The sequence below is a fragment of the Paenibacillus sp. CF384 genome (assembly GCF_900106745.1).
Lineage (GTDB): Bacteria > Bacillota > Bacilli > Paenibacillales > Paenibacillaceae > Paenibacillus_Z.
Map to the genome: position 1 here is coordinate 601,049 of NZ_FNNV01000001.1, position 26,055 is coordinate 627,103.

Consider the following 26,055-nt stretch of genomic DNA (forward strand, 5'->3'; position numbering starts at 1 on the left):
CGATCACCTATCCTATTCGTACTTACACTGCATGCCGATCACAGAGTACCCTCTCTTACACGAACTATATACATTCCATTTACCGAATCGAACCTCCTTCTACACAAAGAAAAAAGCCGCGAAGAAATCACGGCTCTTCCAGCAAGCATCAACCCGATCAATGAAACGACTTCCAAAACGCTCCGTTCGTGTCCAGAATCGATCTAATTTGGGCAAAAGGAATCGTGAACGTTGGGAATCCCGCCGCATACGGTGCAATTTCATACGGTTCGAAATAAATATGGAGGGCGTTCTCGGAGACGAAGAACGGCTGATCCGGTCGAATGCCGTTATAGGTATTCGGAAACACGTACGAATATTGCGGATCATTCTTGATTTGCTTACCGATAATCTCGCTAAGCTCTTTCACATAGTTGCTGCCCGGCTTAAACAAATCCTTGAGCGCGAACATTTGGCCTGTCGTTAGATCAATAATGGCGTACTTCTTAGTTGGCATCCCATGAGCAGCTCCGAACGGAAAATGATAGCCGGTCAGCTCAAGCTGAAGCAGCTGCTGCTTGTAGAAGGAGACATCGAAATCGCCGGAGTACGAATAATCCAGCTTCTGATTCTCGGGAATCGGCTTTACTTGAGACAGCTCCCTCAACTTCGCATTAACCTTGTGCTTCGCAGCTTGGTCAGCTATCCCTTCCACCTGCGGATAATAAACCAGATAATCTCGATTCGGTTTATACTTCTCCTCCTTGACGAAGTAAGGCTCTTTCAGGGGAATAATCGTATTTTGCTGCCAAACGATTCGACCGGTGCGATCCAGATAGGACAGCCGCTGATCGACATATGCCTTGATCAACCCGCCTTCTTCCAGAGTGAGCGTACCGCTGCCGTTAACGCGCGGATAACCTGCAGCCAGTTGGCCGGTGAGATCGATAAAGAAGGTCTGCTTCACATCCGATGCGGAAGCCAAGCCATCCTTGAAATCGGCGACATCACGGTACTTGAAGTCCGTTAACAGCTTACCGTCCCAATCTGCAATCGCATAAATCGAACCGATAAAAGGCTGCTGGGGATCGATCGCATTACCAACTGCAAACCGCCGGCTTCCTAAGCTTCGGATGTCGTTATACGCTGCTTTTATGATAAATGCACCTTGCTTATTAATGACCCCGTATTTTGACCTGAAATCATCGGAGGTGTTCACGATCGCACGGCCATCCTCGAATGGAAAGGCGGAATAAAAGGTAGGCTGAATTACGATATTCCCGGTCTCATCCATATAGCCGGTTTTACCCGCAAGCTCGCGCTGGAAGGATAGCAAACCATCCCCTAGCGGTCCGACACTCGCATACTTGTAAGTATGGAGCCGCCGGCCATCGAGACCGATTAATGCATATTCATTGTCCTTTACCTTGACGAGTGCCTTATTTCCTTGAAAATCATTGGCTTCCTCGAATTGAGCCGGAATCACAACATTGCCCTGCGCGTCCAGATAGCCATATTTGATCGTACTCTCACCGGAAGCACCGGGAAGCGTGTCATAGAAAACCGCTCTTCCGTTATGCATATCTGCGATAAATGGATAGGCCTTCTTCGTCAACACCGTGCCGTTTTCATTGATCAGCTTAAACCCTTGGCTGTCAATTACAGAGGCGCGCTGCTCTGAGAATGTACCAATAGAATCGTAAATGGGTGGAACGATGAACTGAGCGGATGCGTTAATGATGCCATATTTCCCTTTCTCGGAGACGACTGCCAATCCGTTTTCTTGAAAGTCACCGGCATCATCAAACCTGGGGTCTACCGCCATCCTGCCCCGATTGTCGATGTAGCCCCATCTCATGCCCTTAACCGTCTTCAGCGACGCAGGAAACAATCCCACGGCTCGAGATGCACCTCCAGGCTCCAGCACATCCCGGATCGACTGTTCCAGTTCAAGAAGCGTATCCCGAGTCGGTTGAGCAAAAGCAAGTGCTTGATGCACCGACACCAACGCCGGCTCAGCACGTCCGGAGCGATGTTGGGCATCAGCGAGATGATACCAATACAGCGGATATTGCGGATACCGCCACACGAGGCGCTCATAGTATTTGACCACATGTGGAAAATAATAGCTGTACACATCATGCGCAGGTACAAAGCTTCCTTCCTGCCAACGTAGAACGTCAATGTGGTAGGATTCGCCGCTGCTTTGCATCCAGATCGCAAGCTCTGCCTTGCCGTCTTGACCTTGTTTGCTCGGCATATCCATCGCTTCCATGTAACTGTAACTCATGCCAGACGGAGCAACATCTCTTAGCCCATCCTTGCTCCACTCATAAACAGACAGCTTCGACCACTGTGCGTTGATCTGCCAGCCTACGATAAGATTGTTCTGACCTGCTCGCAGCACCGGCATCACTATCAACTGCGCCACACCGTGGCCATGTCCTTTGATATCGGCTGCTCTTTCCCATACCCCGTTCTTTTGCTGCAACACCACCAAATGAAGCTGGTTGCGAAGCCGGTATACTGCAGCAACCTCTGGCAATCGGTCTCCGTTTAAATCAGCTGCACAAACCGCCGCATTCGCGGCAGACTGGTTGAGTAACATCAGCTCCGCACCACTCGGCAAATTTGCCATTGCGATTTGCGACAGCTGCTGTTCGTTCGCGGCCATGTCAGCATCATCCCTCTCCTCGCATTCTTCGCCTAATCGTATGCGGAGCATTGTCAGATATGCCTTTCACGGTGTAATTATTCCATTGCGAATTGAAAAAATACCCGGTGCGAGCTTGACCGCTCATTCACCGGGTATTTGCTTATAAGGATTAATTCCAATACCAGAAGATGAGCAGCAGCATCGCAAAACGAACGACTTCATAGGACGTATCGACAGCTACAACGAGCCAGCTCTTGAATTGCCATACTTTCTTGCCAATGGTGAACGGTAACGTATAGCCTGCCGCCAGCAGCATCGTGAACCAGAATGCACCGGCAAAAGAATCACCGTCATAATCGAATGCTTGTCCACCGGCTTGCCACAGCTGTAAGCAAACTGCGTAAACGATCGAGGTCACGAACGAAATAACAATATAGATGATAAAGGACTGCATCTTAGCAGCGTTGCTAGGCTGAGTTGTAACGTTCGGGTACATATCCCGCTGATACGGCTTCTTCCAAATGACCGCCATCCATAGAAACCCCAATGCCAAAGATAGTACTCCAGTAACTACTACAGCCCAATAATTAATGTCGCTAAACAACATGCCGTTTCCCTCGCTTTGTTTGATTGTTGGATAAATACGAAACCATTTGGTTTCGCTTTACGTTTCCGATTATATACAACCATTTGGTTTCCTGTCAATCCTCTCACGCTCACAATCGAAGGACTCTGCCATAGTCGCCCGCCACAGTCGCACACCACCACCATGATCGTGCCTCGAGAGTAGGAAATCCCGACTCTCAATCGGAAAACTACATAAAAAAGACACTGAGAGTCGGTAAATCCGACTCTCAGTGTCCAAAATCACCCACCACCACCATGATCGTGCCTCGAGAGTAGGAAAACCCGACTCTCAATCGGAAAACTTCATAAAAAAGGTGCTGAGAGTCGGAAAATCCGACTCTCAGCACCAAAAACACGGTTAGCTGCCGTCCGGCAGAGACTGGGAGTCCGAAAATCGAACTCTCAGCAGCAAATTCGCCAGACACACGCGCTGAAAGTTCCAATATGGAACTCTCAGCTCCAAGTGCGCGGCGGACTGCCGTTCTGCTGAGGTAGCCTTCCTGCTGAAGTTGCCTTCTGCTGAGGCTGCCGACTACTTCATCCCCTCATTTCCCCAACTACCCGTTCACATCAACGCCGGCCGTTCTCACCTGCGGCTGACGGCGCTTCATGTTGGTGATGGCGACACCGGCTAAGATCAGAATACCTCCGCCAATCTGTGCGGCTTTGATTGGATCTCCTAGAACAAAGAAGCTCACGATTATGGCGACGAATGGCGGAATGTTCATGAACATGGCGCTAGTCGAAGGTCCGACAACCGCAATCCCTTGGTTCCACCAGAAGCCAGCCAGTCCTTGCCCGATAACTGCAACTGTAATCAGGAGCAGCCACACCAGCCAATGATGGCTCCCATGCAATTGACCGTTCCATGCCTCAACGCCAACGGCCGGAGACATCAGAATCGTACCAATGACCGTGGAGTAAATCGTCACCTCATAGGACGACATGGAGACAGTCAGCTTACGAATGAACAGCAAACTCACCGACATTCCGAGCATGGCCATCAACAGGTACACATCACCTTTGGAGATACCAAGCTCCTTACCGCCGTAGAGCACGATGCAAACGACGCCGACAAGCGCTACCATCGCACCGGTTACTTTCACCAGCGTAATCTCTTCTTTCAGGAAGATCCGCGACAGCAGTGTCGTCGCAATGGGCGACAACGCAATAATGAGGGCAGCATTGCCTGCCGTGGAATGCTGCAGACCGGTAAAATAAAACAACTGATTAATCAACGTGCCGGATATTCCCGCCAATAACAGCAAACCGATCTCTCTTCGACTAGGCTTCCTCATGGAGTGGCGAATCATAGCAACACTAATTAAGAACAGCGACATGACGACGAGTCTTGCGAAGGACAGGTATATCGGCGAAAACTCCCGCAGCATATAGGCACTGGCAACATAGTTGCCGCCCCATAACAACGAAACACCCCATAGCTTTAATAAAATCGTTCGATCCGGCATTTCAATGAAAGTCTCCCTACTTATCCATGATTAGTCATTCGTTTGTTCGCGCGCAGATGAGACATGAACGCAGCAAGCGCCATCAGCGCCGCCATGAGCCAGTATACGGCATGCAGTCCGCTGATAAATCCATTCAAAGAGGATTCTGCACCGTTCATACCCACCTGTGTGCCCGAGAATATCGCAAGCATCGCTTCATGTGGAATGCTATGCGTGACGATCGGCATCGAGAACGCAATGCTGAGCATCATTCCCATGTTCGTCGTGAGGGAGCGAATCCCGGAGGCTTCGCCGCGATATTTGGCACCGGCCGCATTCATAATACTGCTGGAATTCGGCGAATTAAACAACCCCGAGCCGATGCTAATGATTGTCATATAAAGCGCTAAATGCCAGAACGGCGTCGCCAGATTCGTATCAAGCGCAAGTCCTGCCAAGCCGATAATGCTAAGGAACAAGCCTACAGTGGCAGGCGTTGTTTCCCCATATTTGTCGCCAAGGCTGCCTGCAAGCGGCGATACGACGAGCATGCCTGCCGCAAGCGGAATCGTCATGATGCCGGCCACCAGCGCATCCTTCTCCAGTGCCCCTTGGAAGTAGAAGATAAGCATGAACATGACTGCCATCCGCGCAATGGCGTTTAGTGTAGCGGATATGATGCCGAATGAGAATATTTTGTTCGTGAACAATGGCAAATGCAGCAGCGCGTTTGGATGTCTCCGTTCGAACCGCAGGAATAGTGGAAAGAGTACGATAAAGAATAGTCCCGATATCCAAACGACCGGCGACGTCCAGCTTTGAATCGGACCCCATGTCAAAGCAATCAACAAGGCGGTAACTGAAACGACATACGTGACCACCCCGCCGATGTCAAATCCACCTGCTTTAGGAGCGGCAATTTTATCATCCTTGATCCCCATGACCGCCAGCCCCCAGATGACGCCAATGACGCCGAAAGGAACGTTAAACCAGAAGGTCCACTCCCAGCCAAAAGCAGTCGTCAGCCAGCCGCCTAGAACGGGACCGATAATTTGCCCAACCGCGATGACCATAATGTTAATGCCGAGTGCTTTGCCCAGCTCTTCCTTCGGAAAAGCGTCAGCGACAATCGCCGTGCTGTTGGCCATCACCATCGCGCCGCCGATGCCCTGTAAGATCCGAAACACGATAAGCAGCGGCGCATGCTCGGCGAACCCAGAGATCAGCGATACGACAGTAAACAGCAGCATCCCCGCAATATAAATCCGTTTCCTTCCGAACCGATCCGCAAGTGAGCCGGCCATAAGCACCATAACCGTCTGAGCTACCATATACGAGAGCATCACCCACATGGCTTGCATAAGCGTTGCTTGTAAGCCTGTAAGCAGATCCGGCAGCGCAATAATAAGTGTGCTGAAGTTAAGTGCAGACAACAAGGAACCAAGGCTCGTTACGGATAAAATCCACCATTTTCGCGAAGCATCCACGTTCATTCTCCCCTTTCACTCCATCCGCAGGCGCCGCTCAAGAGCGATGCTTCAAGGAAGTCGCGCGATCGAGACGTTCTGCAAATCCTTGCTTTAACTGCTGCAGCTTCTCCATCCGCTCCTCGATGTGTCGGATAATGTCCCGGAGCCGGTCCGTCGCTTCATCCAGCACATTCTCTCGTTCGTCCTCCGAAAGCGACTCCCCGTAGAACGTTGCTCGAAGACGATCAAGGTCAGCTTCCGCTTGCAGAATATCGCGTATTTCTTGCAGCGATGCACCAAGCACTTCCTTCAATCTCAGAATGAGTTGAATGCGCAGCACCATCTCCTCATCGTAAACCCGGTGCCTGCCCTCCGTTCGGCTTACCGTAGGAAGCAATCCAATTTCCTCGTAATAATGAAGCGTTCTGGCTGTAATGCCTAGTCGCTCAGTGATGTCTTCCATCGTAAATTTCAGGTTTCCTTCCATGCAGAATTCGGCGTTCTCCCTTCTCTTCCCAGATAACTTACGTTAACGTAATGTTATCCCAAGAAACTTGAAATCGTCAATCCACGATCGGCGCTGAAAATCAAAAAAGCTGCCGTTCCCGGCAGCTTCTTCTAACAAGAATCACTTTAATTTAATCTACAATCAACTTCCCAACCATCTTCGCATGTCCCGAGCCGCACATAATCGAGCAATGAAACGGATGCTCGCCGGCTTTATCAGCCGTAAACTCCGCAGTCCCGTTATTTTCTTGGATATCGACTTTGAAATCATCAATCGCAAAACCATGTACGCCTTCCTCGTCCTGCAAAGTGATTTTCACTTTGTCTCCCTGCTTCACATGAATTTCCTCTTGATCGAATTTGAAATTGGAGGCTTTCACCGTAATCGTCTTGCCGCCGCCGCTGCTGTTGTTCGACCCCGTATTAGTACCCGTGTTGTTCCCGGAATTTGCTCCGTTATTCGTGTTATTCCCCGTGTTGTCGTTATCCTTCCCACCGCAGCCTGCCAGACCGAACGCCGCCATCGCCAATACTGCTGTGATAACCAGTAATCTTAGTTTCATTGTAGCTTCCTCCTTATAGGTTAACGCTTGGATTCGATCTCGATAATGTTCGTCTTCTCATCAGGGGTATCGTCGACAATTCCTTTGGTGGAATTGCGGAATTCGCGCAGTGTATCCCCGAACGCTCGTCCAAGCTGCGGAAGCTTAGCAGGGCCAAACACGATTAACGCAATGGCGAAAATAATAATCAGCCCCGATATACCAATATTGTTAAACATAGAAGCACCTCCAATTGTTAAGTTGTTTTACTGCGCCGGCTGCATCGCAATCTTCAGCCTCCGTCTGTAGTAGATCGAGCAACCCAGCGCGCTGATCTCAAACAGAAGAATGAGAGGCACCGTGACAGACAGATGAGATACGAAATCCGGCGGTGATATCAGTGAACCCAGCACTGCTAAACTGACGTACGCATATTTGCGAACGGGTTTCATTTTCTCCGGTGTCAGCAGTCCGATTCGGGTTAGAAACGTCATCACGAGCGGCATTTCAAAAGCGATTCCCATCGGCAGCAGAAAGCTGATCAGGAACGACATGTAATGCTGAATGCCATACACTTCGGCGGCTCCCATGGATTGATTGAGCTTGATCATGAACCGAATCATCATCGGCAGCGCGACCAGATACCCGAACGAACCGCCTAATAGGAAGAGCAGAACTGACATCGGGACATAGATCAGCGTGCCTCTGGCTTCGGATTCCGTCATTCCGGGTTTCGCAAAAGCCCAGAAATGATACATCAGGAACGGAAGCGTAATCGTAATCCCAATCAGAAGCGCACATTTCATGTACACAACGAGCCCATCCGATAAGGCAAAAACGCTCCATTCCACTTGAATGCCGCCTAGATGCGACTTGATGAACCGGATAATGCGCGGTGATTCGAATAACCCGGCTGCAAAAGCGACCAGAAACCATAATCCAACATAGATCAGACGTTTGCGCAGCTCCGACAAGTGAACGATCAAATCACGGTCCAGCAGCTCCTTCGCCTGGCCTTTACCGCTGCTCACACAAGAGGTCCTCCTTTCTTAAGATAGGTTTGGACCCCTTCCGCAGCCCGATAAGCAAATGCGCCAACCGTTGCCGTAGGATTATAGCCGCTGTTATGCGCGAAGTTGGAAGCCCCGCAGATAAACACATTTTCGGCATCCCACATTTGCAAATAGTTGTTCACTACCGATGTCTTCGGATCACTTCCCATAATCGTCCCACCTGTATTATGAGTGGATTGGTACGGAACGATGTTGTACTGCTTAAGCGCATCATGCATCTCCACTTTGGTGGCACTCATGCCATCGGCGATTCCTTTTGTCTTCTGCGCAATGAATTTAACAAGCTCCCGGTCTTGTTCTTCAAAATCAAACGTCATGCGGAGCAGCGGCTGTCCAAGCGCATCCTTGTATTCCGGATCCAAATCGAGAAAGTGATAACGGTTCGGCATGCTCGCCCCTTGACCCGTGACGGATAAGATTCGGTTCGCGTTGTGAATAGTCGCCTTCTTAAACTCTGCACCCCACTTTGGTGTGCCGGCCGGAACCGGCTGGTATTGAATCGGTCGCAGTCCTGTTTGCGTAAACCGAATATTGGCCCCATGCAGAAATTTCAAATCGCTGTGATCGAAATTGTCGCCGTTAAAGTCGTCCAAGCTGCTGCCGAGCGCCCCGGCGCCCATCGCCAGATTAAATTCTCGGTCTTCATAGAATGCGCTTGTGCTCGCACCGTTGACTTGATACGCATAGTTGCGGCCGACTGCACCTGTTTCAGAGTCCGGATTGTACGGCGTACCAAGCTTGGACATGAGCAGCAAACGCACGTTCGAGAACACATAGCTGGCCAAAATCACAACATCCGCCGGTTGAATATACTCTTCCCCGGTTGGCGTGTTGATGTAGGTGACACCTGTTGCCTTCGAACCGCTGTGCAGGATCGAAGTCACATTGGAGTGCGTGCGAAGCTCGAACTTTCCCGATGCCTGAGCGACGGGAAGAACGGTGACGACAGGATCCGCCTTCGCTCCGTATTCACAGCCGAATCGTTCGCAATAGCCGCAGTATTGGCAGGCCGCGCGCTGAATACCGTCCGGGTTCTTATACACTTCCGTTAAGTTTGCCGAAGGAATAACGTAAGGATGGTAGCCAAGCTTACTGGCCGCTTCCTCAAACAACTTCATCCCCGGTGTTTTCTTCATTGGTTCCGTTGCAAACGGCTTGGACATCGCACCGACATTCGGCGGTGTCGTTTTCTCCCCCGATATCCCTGACATTTGCTCGTACATCACGTAATACGGCTCTAGCTGGTCGTATGTAATGCCCCAGTCGCGGATCGTCATCCCCACGGGAATCTTCTTCTTCCCATATCGCTCGACCGTCTTGCTGTAGATTTCAAAATCATACGGCAGAAACCGATAATACTGGCCATTCCAGTGCACGCCTGCCCCGCCAAGTCCGTCACCAAGCAGGAAAGATCCGTATGTGCGCATCGGTAAGGCACGCATTTTGTAGGTGTTTCGGAAGGTCACCGTTTCTTTGGACAAATCCTGCATCAGCTCGTAGCGAGCGGCGTATCGAAGCTCATCGTGGACGTGAAAATAATCCTGCGTCCCCCGCCCCTTCCCTCTCTCCAGCCCGACCACTTGAATGCCGGCTTTCGCCAATTCCGCGGCGATAATGCCGCCAACCCAGCCCATTCCGACGATTACGACAGGTACTTTCGGAAGTTTAGTCGCCATATTTCATCACTCCTACCCTATATCGAGATGATCAGCCAGACTAAGCGGTTCCATTTTGACGAAATCTTCCTTCTCGATCTCCTTGGAATAGCTCATTTGGTTGCCCGGATAATTTCTCATCTTCCATCCTTGCATGTTCTTGTTGCCTCCGTAGAGCGGATCCGAATAGACGCCTTCGATCGTCAGATTCTGAAACATCGAGAAGAAGGTTGAAGCCGGAACCCCTTTCAAATGCACGTCATCTTTCTCAAAAGCGGTCAGAACCGCATCTTGTTCTTCAGGGGTGATGTCCACGAACTGCTTCTGGTACTTCGAGTTGCTGTGCAAATTGAGCGAATCGAGACCAAGTGCCATCAGCTCCTTGCGCTTGAAGGTAAGCTGATAGCCTTGCGAGGCTTCCGCTTTGTAGAACGGCGGCGACATGTAATCTCGGGAGTTGGTTCCGAAAGAACTTGCCATTTGGTGGTCAATGAAGAAGGCGGCGCCTAACTCCTTGGCTCCCGGTCCAAGATCGTCCTTCGGGAATATCCGTTCAGCCGCAGCTTCCGCAGTCAGAAACTGATCTTGCGAGAAGAACATCAACGCTTGATTGTAGTCTTTCGTTTCGGTCACCGTCGGTGCGGGTTCAGCTGGCTCCTCGTCCTTCGTTGTTTGTTTCGTGTTGGAGCCGATTAATCCGCCGATTACACCGCCTAGGACAACTCCTCCCAGTGCGGTACCGGAGTATTTAAGAAACCTTCGCCTGGATTCATCTTGTGGCTGTTTCGAATCCGTTGCCATCATGATCTCTCCTTCTTATTCACTTGAGTTCAGTAGGCTTAGTATTTTCCACAACATGAATTAACATCCAATTATTTAGAAAAGTGCCGATTACGCGATTGGGCGGCATATGGTAATAAGGAGCGAGTTATCACGACTTCACGATTGGAGATGAAAAGCAATGAATGCCGCAAAAGCATTACGGGTGTTGCTGTTCGGTTTCTTGATTGCTGTTCTGGCAATTGGGCTGCTTCCTTTTCTTGTCATTTACAATTGGAGTGAGCTGTATGGTTTGTCTGAAGTCGATAATTCTTACTCTCCGTTGACCTTTCTGCAGAAATATATGAAGTGAGGTTTATGCTACGCGAAGAAGGCTGTCTCCAAAAAGTCGCATTCCGCGCTTTTTGGGACAGCCTATTGTTAGGTTTAGGAGCATTGTGTTTGACAACACAACCTAATTATCGTATACAGTAGCATGACAAGAACAGAATGGGAGTGGATCCGTTTGAGTGCTCAGAACCAAGTTGTGCTCGTCACCGGCGCGGGGAATGGGATTGGCAGAAATGTGGCGGTTGCCTATGCGCGGGAAGCCGCAACAGTCATCATCGTGGATAAGAATGCGGAGTCGCTGGAAGGCACGGCGGAGCTTATCATTGCGGAAGGATTTGATCGGCCAATAAGCCGTGTACTTGATTTAAGTGACCCCGCCTCCATCGAAGCCTGCTTCGAAGAGTTGGCGAAGAGTGTGGGAAGGCTCGATGTTCTCATTAACAATGCCGGTTTCGGCATTTGGAAATCTGTCTATGATCTTACGATCGAGGAATGGGACCGCGTCATTAATACGAACCTGCGCGGTACATTTGTATGTGCTCGCGAAGCGGCCAAGATCATGAAAACCGGAGGCAGCGGCGGAGCAATCGTAAATATCTCATCTACGCGAGCAACCATGTCCGAGCCGAATTCGGAAGCATATGCCGCGTCCAAAGGCGGGATTCTCTCGCTTACGCATGCGCTGGCGGTCTCACTTGGGCAGGATCGGATACGTGTAAACGCGATCAGTCCTGGCTGGATCGAGACAGGCGATTACACCAAGCTTCGGCCAGAGGAGCATCACCAGCACCCGTCTCATCGGGTAGGCAAACCCGATGATATTGCCAGAGCCTGTCTGTATCTGACAGATTCTCGAAATGACTTCGTTACGGGAACCAATCTAGTGATCGATGGCGGGATGACGCGCAAAATGATCTATCTCGAATAGAGCACTATCCGCCCCACAGTCCATCTTTGGTCTCACTGGAGATACATAGCGTAATAAGCCACCAGGCTGTGATACCCAGACAAATATAGTGCATGGTATCGCCATGAACAAACACTGCGTACAGAATCCAGCTTACGCCTCCAATCGCAAACCAGAACCACGAACTCAAGATGAAAAACAACACGCCGATGCCCGCCAGCACTTCGAGCAGCCCATCCCAAATTTCCTCCATACCGCACTCTCCTTAGTTGCTTATATAGCTACTATATGAGGCGTAAGAGAGGTTCGATCATCGAATTTATGGGAAAATAATCCATATTTAGTCCGGCAAATAGCGGATAGGCTGATTTCGCGGATAAGCCGTAAGTAAAGCTCGTTAGAGGCTCAGCCTCTACTGAGCTTCTTTTTTGGCACTAGTCTCATTATGCAGGTTGTAAGAGGATATGCCGCTTATCGCCTCTAAACTAACTCAGATCTGGCAGCTTAAGCGGATATATCGCTAACGAACCTCTGTCCAACCGCAAAACCGCTCAAACCTCGCTTTTTTCTAGGCTGTAAGAGGATATGCCGCTTATCGCCTCTAAACTAACTCAAATCTTGCAGCTTAAGCGGATATATCGCTAACGCCTTCTAACCACGGACGGGATGAGGTTAGTTTGTTCGCTGAGAGACGGATTTACCGACTCTCAGCTTATTTTATCGGTGGTTTTGGCAGTGAGAGTAGGTTTTTCCGACTCTCACCATCCGGCACGGGGGCTTTGAGGTTAGTTTGATTGCTGAGAGACGGATATTCCGACTCTCAGCTTATTTTATCGGTGGTTTTGACTGTGAGAGTAGGTTTTTCCGACTCTCACTATCCGGCACGGGGTCTTTGAGGTTAGTTTGATTGCTGAGAGACGGATTTTCCGACTCTCAGCTTATTTTTTCGGTGGTTTGTGCTGTGATAGTAGGTTTTTCCGACTCTCACCATCGGGCACGGAGTCTTTGAAGTTAGTTTGTTCGCTGAGAGTTCGATTTCTCGACTCTCAGCTTATTTTTTCGGTGGTTTTGGCTATGAGAGTAGGTTTTTCCGACTCTCACCATCCGGCACGGGGTTTTTGAGGTTAGTTTGTTCGCTGAGAGACGGTTTCCCGACTCTCATCAAAAAGAGAGCGAATATACCGCTCTCTACCTAATACCTATTCAGCTCAATGCCTCCAGCATTTGCTCCAGAACTCGAACTCCTTGAATCTCCGCGGCTTTGGCTTCTTGCAGCAGCTGAATCGCACGAGTAGCACTCGCCTCTTGATTCGGCTCGCCTCCTTGCGGGAACGGGAACAGACTTACCAATGCGCCAAGACGGTCTGCCACGATCCGGTAATGGGTGGCAGCTTCAGAAGCGAGCTCACGCAGCTGCGACGAGTCCCTGTCCTTCTCCTCCGGCCAATTTGCCACCACATCATCCAGAAACTTTACGGCAAATTCGCGGGCATCCCAAACTTTAACAGCATTAACGCTGTTGCCGAATGATTCCACCGTACGGTTCGTGAACGCTTTAATCCACGCGTCATAGGCTGCAATTCCGTTGCGATGAATCGATCGTTCTAGTCCGGGAAGAACCTCCTTTGCATGCCGAAGTGCCAGCTCAAGCGCTCCTTTCAACATGGATCTCCGATCGACTGGCTGATACCCCGTAATTCCCAGCACATACAGCTCCGTTACTTCGCCTCGCCCCAGTTTCTCATATGGCAATTCGCCATCTTGACGCACATCTCTGCACTGGAATACACGACGATTATCGTCATACCCGTAAATGACGCCCCACTCCGGTATGAAGAGATCCCAGCTTAACGCGGGAACTCCGCGGTCGATCGCTTGCTGCACAAGCGCAATCCCTTCCTCGAGCTCTTCAGGTGTTGGCGGGATGTTTGTTTGCTTCCCTGCGTATTGAACCGAAAATCCGAGATTATGAAGCGCTTCTTCATGGTGCAGCTTCCAATCAAAGTGAGAATAGCTCCCCACTTCCACGGCCTCCGGATCGATAATGATCTTAAACGCCTGTGCGGTGTACCCCATCACATCCACCAAAGACATTCCTTTAAGCTCCGTATACTGAATCATGCTGTGCAGCGCTGCCGTATCCGTATTATGGCTCCAGCTGCAATCGGTTGTCGCGATCATTTCCATTGTCATCATTCCTTCCATGTGATTTTGTACTGCGGTGGAGCGAGCAGCTTTACTGCCGGTTTCCCTGTCTTCTTGCGTCCCTCGATGTACATGCTGATTTGCGTACGAATTCGCTCCTGCTGCAGCTTCTGCCGTGATCTCGAAATGCTGTTGTACACATTAGCGACTGCCGTGTCCATCAAGGAAGCGATATGCTGCGGCGACAGCTGATCGAAGAAATACGCTTCGAAGATTCGCTTCTCCCGACTGGTCAAGCAATACATCATGCCGCGGATGCCATCGACCAAATCTTTGCGCAGAAGGGCAGCCGAGGGATCAGTCGCTTGCTTCGCTTCATCAAGAGCAAGTTTACCTAGGCGGAACAGCACATGATCCATGTTATATGGATCGTCGAAGGCAGCATTCGCACCTTCAACTGCAGCAATCTCCTTGCTGCTCCAGCTGGTGAAAGGCCGCTCCCTACGGTGTGGCCCTCCTCGGCGCAGCTTCATGTTGGCTTCATTTCGCACAATGGTCTTGAGCCACGGAGCGAATCGGCTGCTGTCCACGAGCGATCCCAGATGAAGAAATGCCCGCACGAGCGCTTCCTGCACGACATCCTCCGCAAGATGATGATCTTGCGTTAAGGAGTAGGCCAGATGAAAGGCTTTGGCTCGGCTCCTACGGACAAGCTCCCCGAAAGCATCCGGGTCACCTGTTCTCGCCAGAGCTACCAGTTCCGCTTCCCCTATCGGTACTTTCTCTTCCTTGCGCTCTTGTTCAGCATGATTAGAAACCAACAATACGCTGCCTCCTTTCGTCGACCTATATCTATAGATGCCAGCCGAAGCTGCAATCTATCTGAAGGGTTTAAACTTTTTTCAACAAATCCGCTATGCTCTGTACTCTATTTCCTCACAGCCTTTCAGAACCCTGTTTTACACACAAAAAAACCGCCAAAACGGCGGTTTTCTGCTTCTTCACTTCTTATCCAACACTACTTATTCAACATTCGGTGCCGCTTCGTCCAGCCAGCTCTCAATGCTGCCAATAACAGAAGCTACGCAGCCATCTTCGAACGGGGAGTTCAGACCGGCAACCTTCACCAGCTCCGTGAATGACAAGCTTCCGCCTTGTTGACATAGGTTCAGGTAGTCAGCCCATGCTTCCGGACGATCCTCGTGCATCTTCTTCCAGAATTGGAACGCACAGATCTGTGCCAGCGTGTAGTCGATATAGTAGAACGGGCTGTTAAAGATATGACCCTGCTTATGCCAGAATCCACCTTGCTCCAGATAAGCATTGTCGGAGTAGTTGCGGTGCGGCAAGTATTTACGCTCGATTTCGCGCCATGCTTGCTTGCGCTCTGTAGGAGATGCATCCGGATTCTCATAGATGAAATGCTGGAACTCATCCACCGTCACGCCATAGGGGATAAAGATCAAGCCGCTTGCCAGATGGTCGAACCGGTATTTGTCCGCTTCATCCTCGAAGAACAGATCCATCCACGGCCAAGTAAAGAACTCCATGCTCATCGAATGAATTTCGCAAGCCTCGTAGGTCGGGAAGCTGTACTCCGGAACAGCGAAGCTTCTGCTCTCATACACCTGGAAAGCATGGCCGGCTTCGTGCGTCAGCACATCAATATCGCCTGAAGTCCCATTAAAGTTGGAGAATATATAAGGCGCACTGTACTTGCTAATATACGTGCAATAGCCGCCGCCCTGCTTGCCTTTCTTCGCTACCAGATCCATCAGATCGTTATCCTGCATGAACCGGAAGAACACGTCGGTTTCTGGAGACAGTTCCGCATACATCTTCTCGCCGTTCTTCACGATCCACTCCGGATTGCCCTTCGGCGTTGCATTCCCGGACTTGAATACAAAATTCTCGTCGTAGTAAAGCAAAGTATCGACTTCGATTCGCTCCTGCTGCGCAGCTTTCAGCTTCGAAGCAACCGGCACGATGTATTGAAGCACCTGCTTGCGGAAGTTAGCGACCATCTCCGCATTGTAATCCGTGCGGCTCATTCGTGCATAACCTAGCTCCACATAGTTGGCAAAACCCAACTTCTTCGCAATCTTCGTACGTACCTTCACGAGATCATCGTAGATCCGATCGAAAGTGGCTTCATTCTCTGCCATGAAGCCTGATGAAGCCTCCATTGCACGTCTGCGCATATCGCGATCCTTCGATTGCTGGAACGGCCCGAGCTGGGACAATGTCCGCTCTTCGCCCTCGAACATGATCTTGGCGGACGCAATCAGCTTCGAATATTCGGTCGTCAGCTTATTCTCTTGCTGAAGATCCTCAATGACCTCTGGACTGAACGTCTTGAGCGACAGCTCGGCCAATTGAAACAGCTGACGGCCCCACTTCTGCTCAAGCTCAGCTCTGAACTTGGAACCCACGAGTGCGCGATAGTAATCGGTTATGTATTCTTGCACAACTGGGCCGCTTTCGTCGAAGAAATCTTGCTCGGCTTTATAAAACTCGTCATTCGTATCAATGGAGTGGCGGATGCTCGCGATTTGCGCTTGCGAATCGAACTCACTGCGAAGGTGGTTTAACTGCGTCATGGCAAGGTCTTGCTCGTCGTAGGTTTGCGCGGATAGGAACGATTCCAATTGCGACTTAAACTTCTGTTCAAACTCTTTTACATCCGGGCGTTCGTACTGGTACTCGCTAAATTTCATGAATTCGCACCTAACCTTTCATAACGGGAATAAAAAGAATACCAAAGTCTAACTTCCCAATTATAGCCTAAACGCACCAATACCAAAAGAGGCCGTTCGGGGCTCGCCCCCTCGCAGCCCCATCAGCAATTCTATTTAGCTTTACTCTTTGAATCGACCGATGATATCCATCACGTACTTATAGATGACCGAAACGCCGCCTATGAAGAATAGTACGATCAGCGTGTAAGTAGTCGGGTCGATGGAAACCATCGAAAGCAGGAAATTCAGAGGAAGTACATAGAAGACAATGTCTTTCAAATAGCCGAGAAATGTTGTATCGAAAGTCCCTTTCCAGAAAGACTTGGAAAAGGCTATAACAAAATCAATGATCATCAGGGCAAATATAGCCCACATCGTGTAGGTCACCCATGCTGCAAGTGTAAATGTCATTTATCATCACCACCTTCCTACACAGTATGCTAGGTTGGTTTCTGGGTGATGATTATTCGGCATGGTGCATAACTTTTGTGTATAGCGTGTGAATTTTATTCAGATAATCGCAGCTGGGCATGGAGGCGAGCGAACGATGTCCGATCGAAACAGCATCGTGTCCGACTATTTCGAGAAGATCCTCAACACGATTGATGTAGGTGTTCATTTCATTGATCAGGAAGGCAATACCGTCTTCTACAATGATAAAATGGCCGAAATTGACGGGCTGGACCGGGAGCAAGTGCTCGGGAAAAATATTTTGCACCTCTATCCGTCCCTTACGCAGGAAACGAGCACGCTTGAGAAGGTGCTTCAGACCGGTCAGCAGCTGCCCGCCCATATTCAAACCTATTTCAACGTAACAGGTAAACGGATTATGACCATTAACAGCACTTATCCGCTCTATGACAATGGCCAATTGATCGGAGCACTGGAAGTCGCGAAAGATATTACGAGCATCGTGCAGCTGCATGATCAGATTCTCGACCTTCGGCATCAGCTCTATCAGGCGAAGCAGAAGGAAAACAAGCATAAAGGGACGGCAAGATACGAGTTCAGCGACCTCATCGGCCGAAGCAAAGCGTTCCAAGACGCTTTAACCCTTGCGAAAAAGACATCACGAACGGTTTCCCCCGTCATGATTTGCGGTCCGACCGGTACCGGCAAGGAGTTGTTCGCTCAAAGCATTCACAACGCCGGAGCCCGGCGCAATCGTCCTTTCGTTGCACAGAACTGCGCCGCTGTTCCTGCTGATCTGCTGGAAGGCATCATGTTCGGCACGGCAAGAGGCGCGTTTACCGGTGCGGTCGATCGGGCGGGCCTGTTCGAGCAAGCCAGCGGCGGCACATTATTCCTCGACGAGCTGAGCAGTCTGGATGTTTATTTGCAGGCAAAGCTTCTTCGGGTGCTTCAGGATGGCATGGTCAGGCGGATTGGCGGCACCCATGAACAGCAGGCGGATGTTCGTATCATTACCGCCATGAATATGGACCCGGCGCAGGCGCTTGAAGAAGGGCTGCTGCGGTATGATTTATTTTATAGGCTGAGCGTGGTGAAGATCGAGCTTCCTCCTTTGCAGCAACGAGAAGCGGATATTCCGCTGCTGGTGAACCATTTTATCGAGAAGCTGAATCCGGTGTTTGGCCTGCACATTCGGAACCTCTCGCCTGATGCGCTTCGACGGTTGACCGCTTATAGCTGGCCCGGTAATGTTCGCGAGCTGGGTCATGCGATCGAATCTGCCTATAATATGGTCGAAATCGATGAGGAAACCATTGAAGAACGGCATTTACCTCGTGGACTGCTGGTAGATCGCGAGGCAGCAGCTGAGGTGGATAGTGGCAGCGGTAACGATCGACTGCCGGAGCGGATGAAGCAGCTGGAACGCGAGGCTATTGCGCTTGCTTTTCAGAAGAATGGCTATAACGTAAGTCAAACCGCGAATGAGCTAGGCATGAAACGGCAGGCTTTGCAATATAAACTGAATCGATATGGGATTACGAAGAAACCTTGATTGGAGGGATGATGTGAGAGTTGGCGACGGGTTGGCTTCTGCTTGTGGGCAGAGGCCTTTTTTTGCGTGCAATGAGCTGCGTTTGGCAAGGTTGGCATGTTTCTTGCACCAATAAGTGCGACTAGCAAATTTCCGTGGAGGTGCGCCAAACATGAGCATGTCAAACGATAGCGGGACGGACAAGGTGCCCCTAAGCAGCAAGAGGCACTGGAAGCAAGTAGCGCTCTGGAAAGATGTAACGGATGAACAATGGAATGACTGGATCTGGCAGCTCACGCATACGATTAAGACGCTGGATGAGTTGAAGCAAGTGGTCAATCTAACGCCTGACGAAGAGGCAGGTGTGCTCATTTCGACGCAAACGATTCCCCTCAACATTACGCCTTACTATGCCTCGCTCATGCATCCGGATGATCCGCGCTGTCCCATTCGGCTGCAGTCGGTTCCGATTTCTGCGGAGCTGTTGAAGACGAAATATGATCTCGAGGATCCGCTCTATGAAGACGAAGATTCACCAACGCCGGGACTAACCCATCGATATCCGGACCGTGTGCTCTTCCTCGTGACGAACCAATGCTCGATGTACTGCCGTTACTGTACGCGCCGCCGCTTCTCCGGCCAAGTGGGCATGGGCGTGCCGAAGAAGCAGATGGACGATGCCATCGCTTATATCCGGAATACACCGGAGGTTCGGGATGTGCTGTTGTCCGGCGGGGATGGGTTGTTGATTAACGATACGATTCTGGAATATATATTGAAAAACTTGCGCGAGATCCCCCATGTCGAGATCATTCGAATCGGCACGCGGGCGCCGGTCGTATTCCCGCAGCGGATTACGGAGAATCTGTGCACGATGCTGCGCAAGTATCACCCGATTTGGTTGAACACGCATTTCAATCATCCGCTGGAAATAACAGAAGAAGCGAAGCAAGCTTGTGCGATGCTGGCAGATGCCGGCGTGCCGCTCGGTAATCAATCCGTTATCCTCGCGGGTATCAACGATAGTACCCACATCATGAAGAAGCTCATGCACGAGCTGGTCAAAATCCGCGTGCGACCATACTATATCTATCAATGCGACTTATCCGAAGGGATCGGCCACTTCCGGGCGCCTGTCTCCAAAGGGTTGGAGATTATTGAAGCGCTTCGCGGGCATACCAGCGGGTATGCGGTGCCAACTTTCGTTGTTGACGCTCCCGGAGGTGGCGGCAAGATCGCACTTCAACCGAACTATCTCATCTCGCAAAGTCAGGATAAGGTGATCTTGCGTAACTATGAAGGCGTTATCGTCGGTTATCCGGAGCCTAGCAATTATGTGCCGGGCCGTGCGGATGAGTACTTCAATGAAATCTACGGCATCGAGAAGCAGCCGCCTAGCACCGGCATCATCTCGCTCATCAAAGATGAAAATTTCAACTTGGTGCCGGAAAATTTGCGGCGTATCGGCAGACGCAAGCTGTATGAGCAAGCGGCCGACCACCACTCGCTCAAAGACAAACGCGAGAAGCGTGACGAAATGAAGCAGAAGCTCATGAAGGCGCGGCAGCAGGATCAGTCAGCCGGCGAAGGCGCGAAGCAGCAGAGCGCTCCCGCTAGCGAGGATAGCGCTCCGGAGCAAGCGGCGGCGCCGAAGGATGAGGGCAAGAGCGAGTAATTGAGCTGGCATCGTATCCGTTTATAAAGATAATCAGTTAGTAGCCCACCATTAATGCCCAAAAGCCGACTCAACTTTGCGCGATGCGCGGTTGAGACGGCTTTTGTTGTGTATGCTTAGCGGCGTCCACCTTGTGAAATTCTAACGTACCGCTGAGGCCTTATTCCGGCAATAACCCCGATTGAAAATCTAACGAACCGTACAGGCGTTATTTGGTTCAAAACCCGTACAAATTAAGCATTTCCGCTCAATAGCGCCCCCAAGGTTCGTTAGCGTTTTTTAGCCGTCATGTTCGCCCAAATAAGGCCTCCACGGTTCGTTAGCGAATTATGGAAACTACTCCAGCTCTTACTTCTACTCTATATCCTTACTGCTGTTGATGCTCCTGCTCCTTCTTCTGTTCTGGTTCTTTCTCTGCTTTGAATTCTGCTTCTGTTTCTGCATTTTCAGCTCCCACTTCTGCTACTTCCGCTACCACATTCACTTCCACTACCGTTCCCGCCACTTCCGCACCGACATCAACCTCTACAACTGATTCAACTTCTTCGTTTCTGCCAATCACATCCCCTGCTCCTACACCTTCCCCATCTCGAGCCGCTTCCTCCTCAACCCCGCACCACTCCGCCATTGTGAGCGCGATAATCTCGGCGGCTTCGAACACGGCGTCGAGCTCGATATGCTCGTTAGGGTAATGGGCCATCTGCGTGAGGCCGGGGCCGAAGACGATACATGGCGTTTCGGCCAGAACCGTCAGAAGCCCGCCATCTGTGCCCCATGGCGAAGCTTCCAAGACCGCCGGTTGATTCGTAACCGACGTGTATTGCTCCGCCACGATCCGCACCAATTCATGTGCCGGATCGACACTTCCCGGCACCCACCTGGCACCGAACCATTCCAGCTCTGGCGGCGCGGCGCGAAACCACTCGTCCTTCTCCTCCAGCAGCTCCAACCAAGTGGCCATTTGTTCTTTGGCTTGTTCAAGCGACTCCTCCGGCGCAACCCCCATTCGACCTTCCAATATCACCGTGTCAGGCACAGAGGATGGCCAATTGCCGCCGCTAATCGTGCCGATATTAATCGGTATGGGGATCGGATTATCCGCAAAGAGCGGATCATGGATCCTCGCATTGCGCACCTGCTCAAGCTCCAGCACATGAGCGACCACGAGCATGCTTTTTTCAATCGCACTGACGCCTTCGTACCGTGTTCCTCCGTGCGCCGCGCGGCCCTTCACCACGATTCGGAACCACATGGACCCCTGCTGCTTGGGAAAGATCCGCATATTCGTAGGCTCGGGTATCAATGCCGCATCGGCCTTATACCCTTTCACAATCATCGCCAAAGTCCCGGCTCCTCCGCTTTCTTCCTCGATCACACTTTGAAAGATGACATCACCTTGCAGCGTAATTCCCAAACTGCGGATCGCTTGAATGGCAAGCAGCAGCGAGACATTGCCGCCCTTCATATCCGATGCGCCGCGCCCATACAATTTCCCGTCCACCACTTCACCGCTGTATGGCTGACTGCGCCATTGCGAGCGATCGCCTTCAGGCACCACATCCATATGACCGTTTAGAATAATCGAACGGCCGCCCCCGCTTCCTCGCAGGATGCCCACAACATTCGGACTGCCGGAGAAGCTCGTTCTCGGCGAATAGAAATAAGGATGCTTTTCCAGCAGGGCACCATCGGGCTCCCACAGATCCACATCCAATTTCATCTCGAACAATTTACCCGCTATGAGCAATTGCGCTTCCTGTTCATTGCCTTGGGTACTAGCGATTCGGACCAAACTCTGCAGCAGGCCCACGCCTTCCTCACGGTGCTGCTGGATCCATTCATGAATTTGCGCCTTCAGGTCCATGCTGTCCGCCTCCTTCATCGGCTACGTGATGTAATCGACCTTGCCCGGTATGAGCAGCGTTGCCTCGGTGCACCTGATTACGTCCTCAATCGTAAAAGGAGACATCACTTCCTTCAGCACGAGACCCTCATCCGTCACGTCCATGACCGCCATTTCCGTAATGATAGAATCGACGCATCGCTGCGCCGTAAGCGGCAGCTCGCAGTGCTTCTTAATCTTCGACTTGCCGTCGCGATTAACATGATTCATCACGGCTACGACCCGCTTCGCTTTCTGCGCCAGCTCCATTGCACCACCGATACCCGCCGTCCGTTTACCGGGTACGATCCAATTGGCCAAATCCCCTTGCTCGCTGACCTCCAGCGCTCCGAGTACCGTCATATCGATGCAGCCACGGCGAATCATGGCAAAAGCTATGGCACTATCGCAATAAGACGCGCCGATTGCCAGGGTTACCGGATAACCGCCCGCGTTGCACAGAAACCCATCTTCCTCGCCAGCGGCCGGCGTCGGCCCCGTTCCTAAGATTCCATTCTCCGCATGGAAGGTCACATGGATGCCTTCCGGAATGAAATCAGCCACTCGCGTCGGAATGCCGATCCCCAAATTAACGACCATCCCATCCTTTATTTCACGGGCGGCTCGCCTTGCGATCCGGTCACGGCTTGTTTCTCCCACACCCATTGCCAATTCACTCCTTTCCCTGCAACGACCGCATCAACGAAGATGCCCGGTGTCACGATACGCTCCGGATCAAGCTCGCCTAACGGAACAATCGCATCCGCTTCCGCAATTGTCCGCGTGCCTGCCATTGCTACTAGAGGATTAAAGTTGCGACCGCTCTTGTCGTAGATCAAATTCCCGTATTCGTCAGCCTTCAACGCATGAACGATAGCCACATCTGCCGTGAGCGCCGGTTCGACCAGATACGTTTTGCCGTCCACCACGACCTTCTCCTTGCCTGTTTCCAATGTGGTACCCATCCCCACATCAACTAGAATACCGCCTAGCCCTACTCCGCCTGCCCTGATCTTCTCAGCCAGCGTGCCTTGCGGATAGAATTCCACTTCCATCCGGCCATCCTCCATCATGCGACCTGCATTCGGATTGGAACCGATATGCGAGGTAATGACTTTCCGAACACGTCCTTCGGTGACCAAGCGACCGATGCCGATCCACGGAAACCCGGTATCGTTACCGATAAGCGTAATATCCCTTACGCCTTTATCCAAAATCGCTTCGACAAGCGTCGGAGGCGTCCCGATTCCGCCGAAGCCGCCGTACATCAGCGTACAGCCATCTTCGATCCACTTAAGCGCCTCATCAATAGCGATCGTCTTCTGTTTCGTCATCCGTCCATGACCTCCCCCATCACTTCCACGATTGTCTCTTCAAGCAAAGAGGCCAGCAGATCCATCTCCTCGGTTGTGATCACAAGCGGCGGCGCAATGATGACGGCATCCCCTTCACCGTTCACGCCTCCTGCCGCAGGGTAGATGAGCAATCCTTTGCTCTGCGCGCGCTCCACGATCCGTGTTGTGACACTTAGCACGACCGGGAAGACCCGCTTGCTCGCCCGGTCGGCAACAAACTCAAGCCCAAGCAGCAGCCCTTTGCCGCGAACATCGCCAATAATCGCACAGGTAGAAGCAATCCGCTCCAGCGCTTGCCGCAGATAACGGCCTTTCTCCTCAGCGGCACCTACAAGCCCACCTGCATCGATGTAATCGAGAACTGCCAAGGCTGTTGCCGCAGATTGCGGATTAGCGCTAAAGGTATGGCCGGACATGACAATCTGCGAACCGGCTAGAATCGGCTCCATGATTCGGTCCTTCACTAACGTAGCGGCGATCGGCGTATAACCCGCACTAAGCCCTTTGCCAAGCGCAATCAAATCCGGCTCAACGCTCCAATGCTCCATCCCGAACATCGCTCCGGTACGGGCAATGCCGGTCATGACCTCATCGGCGATAAACAGAATCTCGTATTTCTCGCAGATGGCTTTGATTCGTTCATAATAGCCTTCCGGCGGAACAACAGCGCCACCGGCTGCTCCAATAATCGGCTCCGCGATGAAAGCCGCTATATGCTCTGCACCTATTCGTTTAATGTTCGTCTCTAAGTCATCCGCGCAGGCTTGCCCGCAGCTCGGCGCCGACAATGGACACCGATAGCAATACGGCGCAGCGACAACCGGCAGCTCCTCCAGCAGCGGAACAAACCGCCTTCTCCTGGTGACATGACCGGACATCGACAATGCCCCAAGCGTGATGCCATGGTAGCTCATCCGTCTGGAAATGACTTTATTTTTGCCAAGACGACCCTGCTCCTGCCAATATTGAATGGCAATCTTCATTGCGGTTTCCGTTGCCTCAGAACCGCTGTTCACGAAGAAGGACCAGTAATCATGGCCCGGCGCCATATCACTAAGCCGCTTCGCAAGTTGTTCCGCCGGCTCGCTCGTAAATTGGGAGCGGTAGACAAAAGACACCTTCTGCGCTTGAGCGAGCATCGCATCGATCACTTCTTGCACACCATGTCCGATCCCCGCCGTTACAGCGCCTGACGAGGCATCCAAGTATGCTTTTCCGTGCTCATCGTACAGAAATACGCCTTTGCCATAGTCAATCTTCGGATAGTGGGCACTTAGCAGCGGCTTGATCAAATGCTCCCGTGTCAATGGCTTCCCCTCCAAACGGCCTCTCTTCTCGCCCATTCTTGCTGCAATTTCGGTGCCAACTTAGGCTAGAAGGCTGCGAATTCACGAATCTGGCATTGATTTTGCATCTCTACCATGTAGAATAACGGAAACAGGATTGGAGGATCACTCATCATGGAATCGAAGCAGAACGATAAGCAGTATTATGCAATGGACAACGAACAGGGCAGCAATTTCACCCTTCTATTATGCAGAGATGAATTCAACATGCGGCTGCGGGTCGACGATTACAACTACGAGGGAAATATGGATGCATTGTGCAGCCGTCTCACGGAGCTAATGAGCAATCCACTGTTTACGAAACTGTTCGTGAAGACGCGGGAAACGGATATGCGAATCTTGCTGGCCAAGGGCTATATGCTTGAAGGGATTTACAAGGGTTATTTCGATGGGGAAGATGCTTACTGTATGGCCAAATATACGGACCTCGCGAGACGCGCAAGCGATCACTGGATCGAAGAGGATCACATTCTGGAGCAAGTGCTTGCCCTGCAACCGAAGCCCGATAGAGAATCGTTAGCGGAACCGTTCTCCATTCGCAAGGCTGAAGCGAAGGATGCTGGGGAGCTGGCCTTCTTATATGGACAGATTTTTCAAACCTACCCGATTCCGATGAATGACCCCGGCTATGTGGCTCATGTCATGGAAGAAGGCACGCTGTTCGTTGTTGTGGAGCATGAGGGTCATATCATCAGCGCGGCTTCGGCCGAAATCAACACCAAATACCGCAATGCAGAGCTCACGGACTGCCTCACGCTGCCCGCCTATCGCGGACATGGTTTAATGCGGCAGCTGCTTCATGTGCTCGAAGAAGAATTACAGCTGCGGGATATTCGCTCTACTTACTCCCTCTCACGCGCACTGTCTTTCGGCATGAATGCCGCATTATTTCAATTAGGGTATGACTATCAGGGTCGACTGACGAAGAACTGCGATATTTATGACAAGTTCGAAGATATGAATTTATGGTGCAAAATGCTGCCAGAGCAATAACAG

23 protein-coding genes and 1 pseudogene are annotated in these 26,055 nt (G+C 51.2%); 5 read left to right on the forward strand and 19 right to left on the reverse strand.

The genetic code is table 11. The annotated features are described in order from the left end of the window. Positions 1 to 157 precede the first annotated feature (157 nt). The 10 genes from BLW29_RS02725 to BLW29_RS02770 all read right to left on the reverse strand — a co-directional run bounded on the left by BLW29_RS02725 (position 158) and on the right by BLW29_RS02770 (position 10,760). Complete coding sequence (locus BLW29_RS02725) at positions 158 to 2,653, reverse strand: WG repeat-containing protein (RefSeq protein ID WP_090975957.1); 2,496 nt, start codon at positions 2,651 to 2,653, stop codon at positions 158 to 160. 151 nt (positions 2,654 to 2,804) lie between these two features. After that, positions 2,805 to 3,242, reverse strand: a complete 438-nt coding sequence (locus BLW29_RS02730; protein ID WP_090975959.1) for a DUF1761 domain-containing protein — start codon at positions 3,240 to 3,242, stop codon at positions 2,805 to 2,807. A 577-nt stretch (positions 3,243 to 3,819) separates the two neighbouring features. Beyond that, positions 3,820 to 4,731, reverse strand: a complete 912-nt coding sequence (locus tag BLW29_RS02735; protein WP_090975962.1) for a DMT family transporter — start codon at positions 4,729 to 4,731, stop codon at positions 3,820 to 3,822. Between the two features lie 20 nt (positions 4,732 to 4,751). Beyond that, positions 4,752 to 6,203: an MFS transporter gene (locus BLW29_RS02740; RefSeq protein ID WP_090975965.1), complete on the reverse strand. Its 1,452-nt coding sequence runs from the start codon at positions 6,201 to 6,203 to the stop codon at positions 4,752 to 4,754. A gap of 31 nt (positions 6,204 to 6,234) precedes the next feature. Further along, entirely contained in the window at positions 6,235 to 6,666 is a 432-nt protein-coding gene (locus tag BLW29_RS02745; RefSeq protein ID WP_090975967.1) for a MerR family transcriptional regulator, read from the reverse strand. A gap of 151 nt (positions 6,667 to 6,817) precedes the next feature. Further along, positions 6,818 to 7,249, reverse strand: coding sequence for a cupredoxin domain-containing protein (locus tag BLW29_RS02750; RefSeq protein WP_090975969.1), 432 nt, complete (start codon positions 7,247 to 7,249; stop codon positions 6,818 to 6,820). Positions 7,250 to 7,269: 20 nt separating this feature from the next. Continuing rightward, positions 7,270 to 7,467 carry a twin-arginine translocase TatA/TatE family subunit gene (gene tatA / locus BLW29_RS02755; RefSeq protein ID WP_090975971.1) on the reverse strand — a complete coding sequence of 66 codons (198 nt, stop codon included), beginning with the start codon at positions 7,465 to 7,467 and terminating at the stop codon, positions 7,270 to 7,272. Between the two features lie 27 nt (positions 7,468 to 7,494). Beyond that, the gene (tatC, locus tag BLW29_RS02760) at positions 7,495 to 8,259 is read right to left on the reverse strand and encodes a twin-arginine translocase subunit TatC (protein ID WP_256208267.1); all 765 of its coding nucleotides are present in this window, start codon (positions 8,257 to 8,259) and stop codon (positions 7,495 to 7,497) included. Further along, positions 8,256 to 9,977, reverse strand: coding sequence for a GMC family oxidoreductase (locus tag BLW29_RS02765; protein WP_090975973.1), 1,722 nt, complete (start codon positions 9,975 to 9,977; stop codon positions 8,256 to 8,258). The genes tatC and BLW29_RS02765 overlap by 4 nt, the downstream gene beginning before the upstream one ends. 12 nt (positions 9,978 to 9,989) lie before the next feature. Then, positions 9,990 to 10,760 (reverse strand): gluconate 2-dehydrogenase subunit 3 family protein, encoded by a 771-nt coding sequence (locus tag BLW29_RS02770; protein WP_090975975.1) that lies wholly within the window; start codon positions 10,758 to 10,760, stop codon positions 9,990 to 9,992. Between the two features lie 157 nt (positions 10,761 to 10,917). Between BLW29_RS02770 and BLW29_RS31305 the strand changes: the two genes are divergently transcribed. Further along, a complete protein-coding gene (locus BLW29_RS31305; RefSeq protein ID WP_177186460.1) occupies positions 10,918 to 11,088 on the forward strand; it encodes a hypothetical protein in 171 nt (56 codons plus the stop codon). Positions 11,089 to 11,241: 153 nt separating this feature from the next. Next, positions 11,242 to 11,994, forward strand: a complete 753-nt coding sequence (locus BLW29_RS02775; protein ID WP_090975977.1) for an SDR family NAD(P)-dependent oxidoreductase — start codon at positions 11,242 to 11,244, stop codon at positions 11,992 to 11,994. A gap of 4 nt (positions 11,995 to 11,998) precedes the next feature. Here BLW29_RS02775 and BLW29_RS02780 read toward each other — a convergent pair whose 3' ends face one another. From BLW29_RS02780 to BLW29_RS02800, 5 genes are all read right to left on the reverse strand, one after another. Then, the gene (locus BLW29_RS02780; RefSeq protein ID WP_090975979.1) at positions 11,999 to 12,226 is read right to left on the reverse strand and encodes a hypothetical protein; all 228 of its coding nucleotides are present in this window, start codon (positions 12,224 to 12,226) and stop codon (positions 11,999 to 12,001) included. A gap of 950 nt (positions 12,227 to 13,176) precedes the next feature. Then, positions 13,177 to 14,160, reverse strand: a complete 984-nt coding sequence (locus tag BLW29_RS02785; protein WP_090975981.1) for a hypothetical protein — start codon at positions 14,158 to 14,160, stop codon at positions 13,177 to 13,179. A gap of 5 nt (positions 14,161 to 14,165) precedes the next feature. Further along, on the reverse strand, positions 14,166 to 14,942 hold the full coding sequence (locus tag BLW29_RS02790) for an RNA polymerase sigma factor (RefSeq protein WP_177186461.1): 777 nt from the start codon (positions 14,940 to 14,942) through the stop codon (positions 14,166 to 14,168). 198 nt (positions 14,943 to 15,140) lie between these two features. Beyond that, positions 15,141 to 16,835, reverse strand: coding sequence for a M3 family oligoendopeptidase (locus BLW29_RS02795; protein WP_090975985.1), 1,695 nt, complete (start codon positions 16,833 to 16,835; stop codon positions 15,141 to 15,143). Positions 16,836 to 16,976: 141 nt separating this feature from the next. Continuing rightward, complete coding sequence (locus BLW29_RS02800; protein WP_090975987.1) at positions 16,977 to 17,267, reverse strand: hypothetical protein; 291 nt, start codon at positions 17,265 to 17,267, stop codon at positions 16,977 to 16,979. 136 nt (positions 17,268 to 17,403) lie between these two features. Between BLW29_RS02800 and BLW29_RS02805 the strand changes: the two genes are divergently transcribed. Next, positions 17,404 to 18,822: a sigma-54 interaction domain-containing protein gene (locus tag BLW29_RS02805; protein ID WP_090975989.1), complete on the forward strand. Its 1,419-nt coding sequence runs from the start codon at positions 17,404 to 17,406 to the stop codon at positions 18,820 to 18,822. A gap of 157 nt (positions 18,823 to 18,979) precedes the next feature. After that, a complete protein-coding gene (ablA, locus tag BLW29_RS02810) occupies positions 18,980 to 20,476 on the forward strand; it encodes a lysine 2,3-aminomutase (RefSeq protein ID WP_090977058.1) in 1,497 nt (498 codons plus the stop codon). 607 nt (positions 20,477 to 21,083) lie between these two features. Here the strand turns inward: ablA and BLW29_RS02815 are convergent. The 4 genes and pseudogenes from BLW29_RS02815 to BLW29_RS02830 all read right to left on the reverse strand — a co-directional run. Continuing rightward, positions 21,084 to 22,340, reverse strand: a pseudogene (locus tag BLW29_RS02815) (peptidase); the annotation flags it as partial. Between the two features lie 21 nt (positions 22,341 to 22,361). After that, the gene (locus BLW29_RS02820; RefSeq protein ID WP_090975992.1) at positions 22,362 to 23,024 is read right to left on the reverse strand and encodes a 3-oxoacid CoA-transferase subunit B; all 663 of its coding nucleotides are present in this window, start codon (positions 23,022 to 23,024) and stop codon (positions 22,362 to 22,364) included. Continuing rightward, positions 22,967 to 23,692: a CoA transferase subunit A gene (locus tag BLW29_RS02825; RefSeq protein ID WP_090975994.1), complete on the reverse strand. Its 726-nt coding sequence runs from the start codon at positions 23,690 to 23,692 to the stop codon at positions 22,967 to 22,969. Before BLW29_RS02825 ends, BLW29_RS02820 begins: the two co-directional genes overlap by 58 nt. Then, on the reverse strand, positions 23,689 to 25,020 hold the full coding sequence (locus tag BLW29_RS02830) for an aspartate aminotransferase family protein (RefSeq protein WP_090975996.1): 1,332 nt from the start codon (positions 25,018 to 25,020) through the stop codon (positions 23,689 to 23,691). The genes BLW29_RS02825 and BLW29_RS02830 overlap by 4 nt, the downstream gene beginning before the upstream one ends. Before the next feature lie 153 nt (positions 25,021 to 25,173). Between BLW29_RS02830 and ablB the strand changes: the two genes are divergently transcribed. Beyond that, positions 25,174 to 26,052, forward strand: a complete 879-nt coding sequence (ablB, locus tag BLW29_RS02835; RefSeq protein WP_256208269.1) for a putative beta-lysine N-acetyltransferase — start codon at positions 25,174 to 25,176, stop codon at positions 26,050 to 26,052. The last annotated feature ends 3 nt before the right edge of the window (positions 26,053 to 26,055 follow it).

Coding starts and splice junctions, on each gene's coding strand:
- BLW29_RS02725 (WP_090975957.1), bottom strand. CDS start 2,653: ATGGCCGCGAACGAACAGCAGCTGTCGCAAATCGCAATGGCAAATTTG.
- BLW29_RS02730 (WP_090975959.1), bottom strand. CDS start 3,242: ATGTTGTTTAGCGACATTAATTATTGGGCTGTAGTAGTTACTGGAGTA.
- BLW29_RS02735 (WP_090975962.1), bottom strand. CDS start 4,731: ATGCCGGATCGAACGATTTTATTAAAGCTATGGGGTGTTTCGTTGTTA.
- BLW29_RS02740 (WP_090975965.1), bottom strand. CDS start 6,203: ATGAACGTGGATGCTTCGCGAAAATGGTGGATTTTATCCGTAACGAGC.
- BLW29_RS02745 (WP_090975967.1), bottom strand. CDS start 6,666: ATGGAAGGAAACCTGAAATTTACGATGGAAGACATCACTGAGCGACTA.
- BLW29_RS02750 (WP_090975969.1), bottom strand. CDS start 7,249: ATGAAACTAAGATTACTGGTTATCACAGCAGTATTGGCGATGGCGGCG.
- tatA (WP_090975971.1), bottom strand. CDS start 7,467: ATGTTTAACAATATTGGTATATCGGGGCTGATTATTATTTTCGCCATT.
- BLW29_RS02765 (WP_090975973.1), bottom strand. CDS start 9,977: ATGGCGACTAAACTTCCGAAAGTACCTGTCGTAATCGTCGGAATGGGC.
- BLW29_RS02770 (WP_090975975.1), bottom strand. CDS start 10,760: ATGATGGCAACGGATTCGAAACAGCCACAAGATGAATCCAGGCGAAGG.
- BLW29_RS31305 (WP_177186460.1), top strand. CDS start 10,918: ATGAATGCCGCAAAAGCATTACGGGTGTTGCTGTTCGGTTTCTTGATT.
- BLW29_RS02780 (WP_090975979.1), bottom strand. CDS start 12,226: ATGGAGGAAATTTGGGATGGGCTGCTCGAAGTGCTGGCGGGCATCGGC.
- BLW29_RS02785 (WP_090975981.1), bottom strand. CDS start 14,160: ATGGAAATGATCGCGACAACCGATTGCAGCTGGAGCCATAATACGGAT.
- BLW29_RS02795 (WP_090975985.1), bottom strand. CDS start 16,835: ATGAAATTTAGCGAGTACCAGTACGAACGCCCGGATGTAAAAGAGTTT.
- BLW29_RS02800 (WP_090975987.1), bottom strand. CDS start 17,267: ATGACATTTACACTTGCAGCATGGGTGACCTACACGATGTGGGCTATA.
- BLW29_RS02805 (WP_090975989.1), top strand. CDS start 17,404: ATGTCCGATCGAAACAGCATCGTGTCCGACTATTTCGAGAAGATCCTC.
- ablA (WP_090977058.1), top strand. CDS start 18,980: ATGTCAAACGATAGCGGGACGGACAAGGTGCCCCTAAGCAGCAAGAGG.
- BLW29_RS02820 (WP_090975992.1), bottom strand. CDS start 23,024: ATGGGTGTGGGAGAAACAAGCCGTGACCGGATCGCAAGGCGAGCCGCC.
- BLW29_RS02825 (WP_090975994.1), bottom strand. CDS start 23,692: ATGACGAAACAGAAGACGATCGCTATTGATGAGGCGCTTAAGTGGATC.
- ablB (WP_256208269.1), top strand. CDS start 25,174: ATGGAATCGAAGCAGAACGATAAGCAGTATTATGCAATGGACAACGAA.